Raw genomic sequence first — 672 nt, 5'->3', positions numbered from 1 at the left:
CAGCCGCTCTCGCGCCGAATCGCCGAGCCGGACATGGGCATAGGCGTCGGCGAGATCCGGATGCGGGCAGGACGCCCAGGCCGCCTCGATGATCTTCATCGCGCGCCGCACCTGGTGCGCCTCGCTCTCGAACTTGGCGGCCAGCACCGCGGCCGGCACCAGGGTCGGCGCCAGCTTCACCGCCTCCATCGCGCTCGAGCGCGCCAGGTCGCGGTCCTCGGTCTCCAGCGCCAGCGCGCGCGCCGTCAGCAGCACGCCGCGCTGGCGGCGGTAGGCCGGCTTGTCGATCATCCCCGCGGTGTAGTTGCTGTCGAGGATCGCCAATGCGCCGTTCCAGTCGCCTTGCGCGCAGCGGAAGCCGAGCACGGCATGCGCCGCCCAGGTCGCGTTCGGCGCCGACTTCAGCGCCTCGTCGGCGATGACCACGGCAGCCATCGCATCGTCGGCGCGCTGCGCCTCGATGAACAGGCCGCGCAGGCCGAGCAGCCTCGTGTCGTGGCGCTCGGCCATGGCGCGGAACGCGCGCCGCGCGCCGTCGCGGTCGCCTTCGAGCTGCGCCGCCTGGGCGTGCAGCAGCAAGGTCAGCGGATCGTCGCCGGCGAGCCGCTTCGCCGTGTCAGCGTGCTGGCGCGCCGCGGTCGAATCGCCGTGGCCGATCGCCAGCAGGCCGTG

The 672-nt window shown here is 73.7% G+C and carries 1 protein-coding gene; it reads right to left on the bottom strand.

From position 1 onward, the window contains the following. Window positions 1-672 (bottom strand): heme biosynthesis HemY N-terminal domain-containing protein (locus tag BRAO375_RS19555; RefSeq protein ID WP_035641303.1); only part of this gene is annotated, 672 nt, incomplete at both ends.

Source organism: Bradyrhizobium sp. ORS 375, from assembly GCF_000239775.1.
In the GTDB taxonomy this organism is placed as follows: domain Bacteria; phylum Pseudomonadota; class Alphaproteobacteria; order Rhizobiales; family Xanthobacteraceae; genus Bradyrhizobium.
Note: the sequence above shows the minus strand (reverse complement) of the source record. Positions and strands in the feature narration are given on the sequence as shown.